Origin of the sequence: Kitasatospora sp. NPDC056651, assembly GCF_042792155.1 — a bacterium.
Classification (GTDB): Bacteria; Actinomycetota; Actinomycetes; order Streptomycetales; family Streptomycetaceae; genus Kitasatospora.
Window position 1 is genome coordinate 30,844 of sequence record NZ_JBHTWX010000090.1, and the last position, 6,712, is coordinate 37,555.

The 6,712-nt window shown below is 73.4% G+C and carries 6 protein-coding genes and 2 tRNA genes; 5 read left to right on the forward strand and 3 right to left on the reverse strand.

Features of this window, described 5'->3' with window-relative positions:
* Positions 1-15 precede the first annotated feature (15 nt).
* Positions 16-327 (reverse strand): hypothetical protein, encoded by a 312-nt coding sequence (locus ACFRAR_RS28620; RefSeq protein ID WP_380701301.1) that lies wholly within the window; start codon positions 325-327, stop codon positions 16-18.
* Positions 328-565: 238 nt separating this feature from the next.
* Here ACFRAR_RS28620 and ACFRAR_RS28625 point away from each other — a divergent pair, with 238 nt between their 5' ends.
* The 3 genes from ACFRAR_RS28625 to ACFRAR_RS28635 all read left to right on the forward strand — a co-directional run bounded on the left by ACFRAR_RS28625 (position 566) and on the right by ACFRAR_RS28635 (position 1,831).
* On the forward strand, positions 566-919 hold the full coding sequence (locus tag ACFRAR_RS28625) for a hypothetical protein (protein ID WP_380701303.1): 354 nt from the start codon (positions 566-568) through the stop codon (positions 917-919).
* Positions 920-1,056: 137 nt separating this feature from the next.
* Positions 1,057-1,689 (forward strand): bifunctional DNA primase/polymerase, encoded by a 633-nt coding sequence (locus ACFRAR_RS28630; RefSeq protein ID WP_380701305.1) that lies wholly within the window; start codon positions 1,057-1,059, stop codon positions 1,687-1,689.
* Positions 1,690-1,757: 68 nt separating this feature from the next.
* Positions 1,758-1,831: transfer RNA gene (locus tag ACFRAR_RS28635), tRNA-Lys, on the forward strand.
* Between the two features lie 123 nt (positions 1,832-1,954).
* On the opposite strand, the gene pgi is transcribed toward ACFRAR_RS28635, so the two are convergent.
* Entirely contained in the window at positions 1,955-3,616 is a 1,662-nt protein-coding gene (pgi, locus tag ACFRAR_RS28640) for a glucose-6-phosphate isomerase (RefSeq protein ID WP_380701307.1), read from the reverse strand.
* Positions 3,617-3,900: 284 nt separating this feature from the next.
* The gene (locus ACFRAR_RS28645; RefSeq protein ID WP_380701309.1) at positions 3,901-5,484 is read right to left on the reverse strand and encodes a Na+/H+ antiporter; all 1,584 of its coding nucleotides are present in this window, start codon (positions 5,482-5,484) and stop codon (positions 3,901-3,903) included.
* A gap of 159 nt (positions 5,485-5,643) precedes the next feature.
* On the opposite strand from ACFRAR_RS28645, the gene ACFRAR_RS28650 reads away from it, so the two are divergent.
* Together ACFRAR_RS28650 and ACFRAR_RS28655 are read left to right on the forward strand one after the other, a co-directional pair.
* Entirely contained in the window at positions 5,644-6,552 is a 909-nt protein-coding gene (locus ACFRAR_RS28650) for an NADP-dependent oxidoreductase (RefSeq protein WP_380701311.1), read from the forward strand.
* 73 nt (positions 6,553-6,625) lie between these two features.
* Positions 6,626-6,699 (forward strand) — tRNA-Lys (locus ACFRAR_RS28655).
* Positions 6,700-6,712: the final 13 nt, after the last annotated feature.

A 6,712-nucleotide genomic window follows, 5' to 3' on the forward strand; every position in this document is an offset into this window, starting at 1 on the left:
CCCCCGTCCGGTCGCTCACTCGGTCTCGCAGACGGCGTAGGCCACGACGGATCCGTGGGAGGCCCTCGCCCCCCACGTGGTCGCGTCCGTGGACGGGCCGTCGTAGACCAGCCGGTCGGCGTCGCCGTCCGGCGTCCACTGGTACCCGCCGCCGGTCAGGTGGGTGCCGGTCGGGCAGGTCGCCAGCGAGAAGCCGCCGGGCTTGCTCGGCTGCCCCTCCACCACCGTCGCCGTCTCGGCGGCGGCCGCCGGCACCGCCGGGGCCAGGCCGAGGAGGGCGGGGGCGGCCAGCAGGGCGCCGGTGGACAGGGCTTTTCGCACACGCATGGGGATCTCCCGGTTCCGCGGACGGTCAGTACGACCGGACGCCCTGCCAACCGGTTCGCGTGCGACCTGGTCACCCGGCGCGCGAGTCACCCGTCCAGCGCGGGCCGTGGGAATAGCGCTCGCGTGCGCACCGTTCCGCTACGGGCCCCCGCCGCGAGACAATGGACGGCGGCCACGACCGGGCGGCGCGGCCCGGCGCAGATCCCTTCCCCCACCCGAGACCCGGAGGTGTCCGTCCATGCCCGACTCCCCAGAGTCGTCCGAGCCCACCAGGCGTCTGCGTCCGGTACAGCTGTTGTTCGAGCCGCAGTCCGCCGAACCCGAGCCGGAACGATTCTTCGACCTGGAGTCGATCGAGGACCCGGCGGAGCTGCTGCGCCGCTCCACGGAGCTGGCCCTGGCCTTCCGGGCCGCCGCCGAGCGGGCCACGGACTTCCAGGCCGTCGCCGCCGCACAGCTCGCCGATCCGCGCCGCTTCGACGCGCTCTCGGACGCCGAGGTCGCGCAGCGCGCGGACTGGACCGCGGACTACGCCGCCAAGATGATCGAGTACGGCCGCACCCTGCTCCAGCCGCGCCGCCACGAGGACTGACCCCTCCCCCGCACGGTGGCCCGGCACGGGCCTGCGGCATATGCGCGGCGGGGAAGGGTACGCGGTTCCCCGCCGCGCTGTCCGGTGAACCGCGCTTTCCGTCCCGGCGGCGACGCGCGCCGCGCAGGCTGCTCTCCGTGGAGACCTGGACGCAACAGTCGGTGACGCAACAGTCGGTGACGCACCCGTCGGTGACGCACCCGTCGGTGATGTACCCGTCGGGGGTACGGCCCTCGGTGGAGTACGTCGGCCCGGCCGGGGAGGCCTGGCTCGCCTCCGCCAGCGAGTACCCGCGCAGCATGCGCGCCCTGTGGGAGAGCCGCCCCTGGGCACCCTCGGTGCTGCCCTGCGGCCGCGCCTTCGACGTGATCAGCATGCCGTCGCTGTTCGGCCGCCGGGTCCTGGACGAGCTGTGGGCGTCCGGGCCCGGCAGCGGGCCGGTCGCGAGCCACCGGGGGCGGGTCCTGCTGTTCGTCCAGCCGGGCGCGGCCCCCCGGCTGCGCCGGCTGCTGGCCTGGGAGGAGTGGGCCCGGGACGTACCGCCGCTGCTCTGCCACGGCAAGGGGGACACGGTGACCGTGCCGCCCCTGCAGCGGATGGTGAACAGCCCGGACTCCCCCGGGCAGGGCGCCGGGCGGTGGATCGTCGCCCCGGAGCGGCGGGAGCCCCGGCTGCCGGGCGCCGCGGTGGCGCTGTGGGCCTGCGTGCGGGCGGCGCGCGAGCCGGGCGCGCCGGTTCCGGCCGGGGCGGCGGTCGTGACCAGGGGGTGAACGCGGGGCGACCGGCATTCGATTTTGGTTCGGCCGCCGGGCGCTGCTAAAGTCTTCTCTGTCAGCAGGCGCCGCTAGCTCAGTTGGTTAGAGCAGCTGACTCTTAATCAGCGGGTCCGGGGTTCGAGTCCCTGGCGGCGCACAGACAGCCGGAAGGCCCTTCGCGAGAGCGAGGGGCCTTCCGGCGTTTCCGACGTCCCGCGTTCGTGGCCCCGGCCGGGGGGGACGCCGGGCCGCCCGCCGGAGCGGACGGCCCGGTCCGGGCTCAGCGGCCCCGCAGCGCGCGGTAGCGGGCGACCAGCTCGGCGGTGGAGCTGTCCAGCTGCTCGGTGCCCTCGCCGGTGAGCAGCACCGGTTCGATCCGCTTGGCGAGCACCTTGCCGAGCTCGACGCCCCACTGGTCGAAGGAGTCGATGTTCCAGACCGCCCCCTGGACGAACACCTTGTGCTCGTAGAGCGCGACCAGCTGGCCGAGCACCGAGGGGGTCAGCCGGCCGGCCAGGATGGTGGTGGTCGGGTGGTTGCCCTGGAAGGTCTTGTGCGGGACGAGCTCGGCGGGCACGCCCTCGGCCGCGACCTCCTCCGGGGTCTTGCCGAAGGCCAGCGCCTGGGTCTGGGCGAAGAAGTTGGCCAGCAGCAGGTCGTGCTGGGCGACCAGGCCGGGGAGCAGGTCGGCGACCGGCTCGGCGAAGCCGATGAAGTCGGCCGGGATCACCTTGGTGCCCTGGTGCAGCAGCTGGTAGTAGGCGTGCTGGCCGTTGGTGCCGGGGGTGCCCCAGACCACCGGGCCGGTCTGCCAGTCCACCGGGGCGCCGTCACGGGTCACCGACTTGCCGTTGGACTCCATGTCCAGCTGCTGGAGGTAGGCGGTGAACTTGGACAGGTAGTGCGAATAGGGCAGCACGGCGTGCGCCTGGGCGTCGAAGAACGCGCCGTACCAGACGCCGAGCAGGCCGAGCAGCAGCGGGACGTTCCGCTCCGCCGGGGCGGTGCGGAAGTGCTCGTCGACCAGGTGGAAGCCGTCCAGCATCTCGCGGAAGGCGTCCGGGCCGATGGCGATCATCAGCGAGAGGCCGATCGCCGAGTCGTAGGAGTAGCGGCCGCCCACCCAGTCCCAGAACTCGAACATGTTGGCGGTGTCGATGCCGAAGTCCCGCACGCCCTGGGCGTTGGTGGACAGCGCGACGAAGTGCTTGGCGACCGCCTCGGTGCCGGCCCCGAGGCCGCCGAGCAGCCAGTCCCGGGCGGAGACCGCGTTGGTGATGGTCTCGATGGTGGTGAAGGTCTTCGAGGCGACGATGAACAGCGTCTCGGCCGGGTCGAGGTCGCGGACCGCCTCGTGCAGGTCGGCGCCGTCCACGTTGGAGACGAACCGGACGTCGAGGTCGCGCTCGGTGTACGAGCGGAGCGCCTCGTAGGCCATCGCCGGGCCGAGGTCGGAGCCGCCGATGCCGATGTTGACGACGGTGCGGATCCGCTTGCCGGTGTGGCCCTTCCAGTCCCCGCCGCGGACCCGGTCGGCGAACGCGGCCATCTTGTCGAGGACGGCGTGCACGGCGGGCACCACGTTCTCGCCGTCGACCTCGATCACGGCGCCGCGCGGCGCGCGCAGGGCGGTGTGCAGGACCGCCCGGTGCTCGGTGTTGTTGATCTTCTCGCCGCGGAACATCGCGTCCCGCAGCTCGGCGACGCCGGTGGCGGCGGCCAGCTCGCGCAGCAGCTCCAGCGTCTCGTCGGTGACCAGCTGCTTGGCGTAGTCCACGTGCAGGTCGCCGACCTGGAGGGTGTAGCGGCGGCCGCGCTCCGGGTCGGCGGCGAACAGCTCACGCAGGTGGGTGTCGCCCAGTTCGGCCCGGTGCTTGGCCAGGGCGGCCCACTGGGGGGTGCGGTCCAGCGGGGTGCGGGCGTCGGCGCGGGTCTCCGACATCGGTGGGTCCTCGATTCATCTGGGTGCAGAAACCGGCAGGGCCAGGCGTGAGGGTTCGCCGAGGTCGTGCGGGTACTGGTGGTGCGCCGACTCCGTTGACGGCCTGCCCGGGCTCAGCCTATGCAACCCCGGAGCCGGTCGCGCGCATTCCGCCCGACGGGTGCGGGCCGTCCGCCCGCCGGGCCCGGGAGGTCCGCCCGCCGGGCCCGGGAGGTCCGCCCGCCGGGCCCGGGGAGCCCGCCCGCCGGGCGCGGACCGGGCACCCGGCGGGAGCGGACGCCCCGTCACTTCCGTTCGGAGCGCAGGTCGAGTCCGCGCAGCACCTCGTCGACCAGCTCAGGGTCGGCGCCGGGTTCGCTGCGGGCGTTGAGCATCTCGCGGCGGGAGGCGGCGATCATCTCCTGCTCGACGTCCCGGGCGGCCCGCCACTGCGACATCCGGAGCTTGGCCTCGGCGGCCTCCTCCTCGGCGTAGTTCTCCGGGCAGAGCCGGGCCAGCCGGTCGTGCTGACGGTCGCGCAGGCGGTCGGCGACCTCGGCGGGCAGCCGGTCCTGCTCCTCCAGCTCGCCGAGCCGGCTGAGCCCGGCCTTGGCGGCCCGCCACCAGAGCTGGCGCACGGCCTGCTCGTGCTTGTCCTGGTCGATGTCCAGCTCCAGCCGCTTGGCCAGCCAGGGCAGCGTGAGGCCTTGGACCAGCAGGGTGAACAGCACCACGCTGAAGGCGATGAAGACCAGCCGGCCGCGCTCGGGGAAGTCCTCGCCGGAGTGCAGGGTGAGCGGGATGGCGAGCGCCAGGGCGACGGTGGCCACGCCGCGCATGCCGGACCACCAGAGGATCACGCTCTCCTTCCAGCTGAACGGCGTGTCCTCCTCGTCGCCGGAGCGCAGCCTCTTCGACAGCCAGCCGGCCGGCAGCAGCCAGAGCAGCCGGACCACGACGACCACCGCGATGACCACGGCGGCGTCGCCGAGGAAGCCGGTCCAGCCGCTGCCGGCCTCCTTGAGCACGGTGGCCAGCTCCAGGCCGATCAGGCCGAAGGCGACACCGGTGATCAGGATCTCGACGACCTCCCAGAAGGCGTTGCCGACCAGCCGGTAGGCGACGGCGTCGGCGTCGGAGGCCCGCTCGGCGAGGTAGAGCGCGCAGACCACGACGGCGAGCACGCCGGAGCCGTGGATCTCCTCGGCGAGGGCGTACGCGGCGAAGGGCACCAGCAGGTTGAGCGCGACCTGCTGGGTCGGGTCGTCCAGCCGCTCGGCGAGCTTGGTGTTGAGCCAGCCGAGCGCGACGCCGACCACCACGGCCAGCACGGCGGACAGCACGAAGCGCAGCACCGCGTCACCGGCCGAGAAGTCGCCGCTGACCATGGCCTCGATGGACAGCGAGTAGATGACGATCGCAGTGACGTCGTTGAACAGCCCCTCGCTCTCCAGGATCGCCACCAGGCGGCGCGGGAGGCCGATGCTGCCGGCCACCGCGACGGCGGCGACCGGGTCGGGCGGGGAGACCAGGGCGCCGACCGCGATGGCGGCGGCCAGCGGCAGGGCGGGCAGCAGCCAGTGCACGGTGCCGGCCACGGCGATCGTGGTGACCACCACCAGGCCGATCGCCAGCAGCAGGATCGAGCGGGCGTTGGCCTTGAAGTAGCGCACCGAGGAGCGCCGGGCCACCGCGAAGATCAGTGGCGGCAGGACCAGCGGCAGGATCAGCTCGGGCTCGATGGAGACGTTCGGGATCTGCGGGATGAGTGCCATGGCGATGCCCAGCAGGGTCATCAGCACTGGTTGTGGCACTCCGGTCTTACGCCCGAGTGGCATGGTCACCACGGAGGCGAGCAGCACCAGGAAGAACAGGGGCAGCTGGCCCACGGGGAGGTTCCTCTCGACGACGGACGGCTGAGCGCCGTCCAGGATAAATCTGACAATGCGCTCATCAATCTCGACACGCGGAACGACCCCTTGACGTGAAGCGCACTTCAGGGCCCAGGATCGGGGACGCGAAACGATCGAGAAGGGGTGGGAACAGGTATGAAGGCGGTCACCGTGACGGGGTCCGGCGGTCCCGAGGTCCTGCGGGTCGTCGAGGTGCCCGACCCGCAGCCAGGGCCGGGCGAGGTGCGGGTGCGGGTGTACACGGCCGGGGTGCAGCCGGTGGACCTCGCGATCCGCGAGGGCTTCCGGCCGCCCGGCCTGGCGGTCGAGCCGCCGTTCGTCCTCGGCAACGAGTTCGCCGGGGTGGTGGACGCCCTCGGGCCGGACAGCGGCGACTGGCGGGTCGGGGACGAGGTGCTGGGCTTCCGGGTGCTGGGCTGCCAGGCCGACCGGGTCACGGTGGACGCCGGCCGGCTGGTGGCCAAGCCCGCCGGGATGCCGTGGGAGCAGGCCGGCTCCCTCTCCGCCTCCGGCCAGACCGCGCACCTGGCGCTCACCGCGCTCGGCGTCGGCCCGGGCGACACCGTCCTGGTGCACGGCGCCGCGGGCGGGGTCGGCACGGTCGCCGTCCAGCTGGCCCTGGCCTGGGGCGCCACGGTGGTCGGCACCGCGAGCGAGCGCAACCACGGATACCTGCGGGAGCTGGGCGCGGTACCGGTCACGTACGGCGAGGGGCTGGTGGAGCGGGTCCGGGCGGCGGCGCCGCAGGGGGTGACGGCGGCCTTCGACGCCGCCGGGCGGGGCGCCCTGGAGGCCTCCGTCGAACTGGTCGCCGACCGGAGCCGGATCGGCACCGTGGTCGACTACCCGGGCGCCGAACGGCTGGGTGTCCGGGGACTGCGGGGCGAGCGGACGGCCGGGCGGCTGGCCGAGCTGGTGAAGCTCTGGGAGGCCGGCGGGCTGCGGCTGGAGATCGCCGAGACGTTCCCGATGGGACGGGTCGCCGAGGCCCACCGGCTGGTCGGCGACGGGCACGTCCGGGGCAAGGTGGTGCTGACCATGTGAGCCGCCCGGGCCCCGGCTCCGGGCCGATTGTGAGTTTCGGCCGCTGACCAGGTAATGTTCTCCACGTCAGCAGGCGCCGCTAGCTCAGTTGGTTAGAGCAGCTGACTCTTAATCAGCGGGTCCGGGGTTCGAGTCCCTGGCGGCGCACAGACAGCCGGAA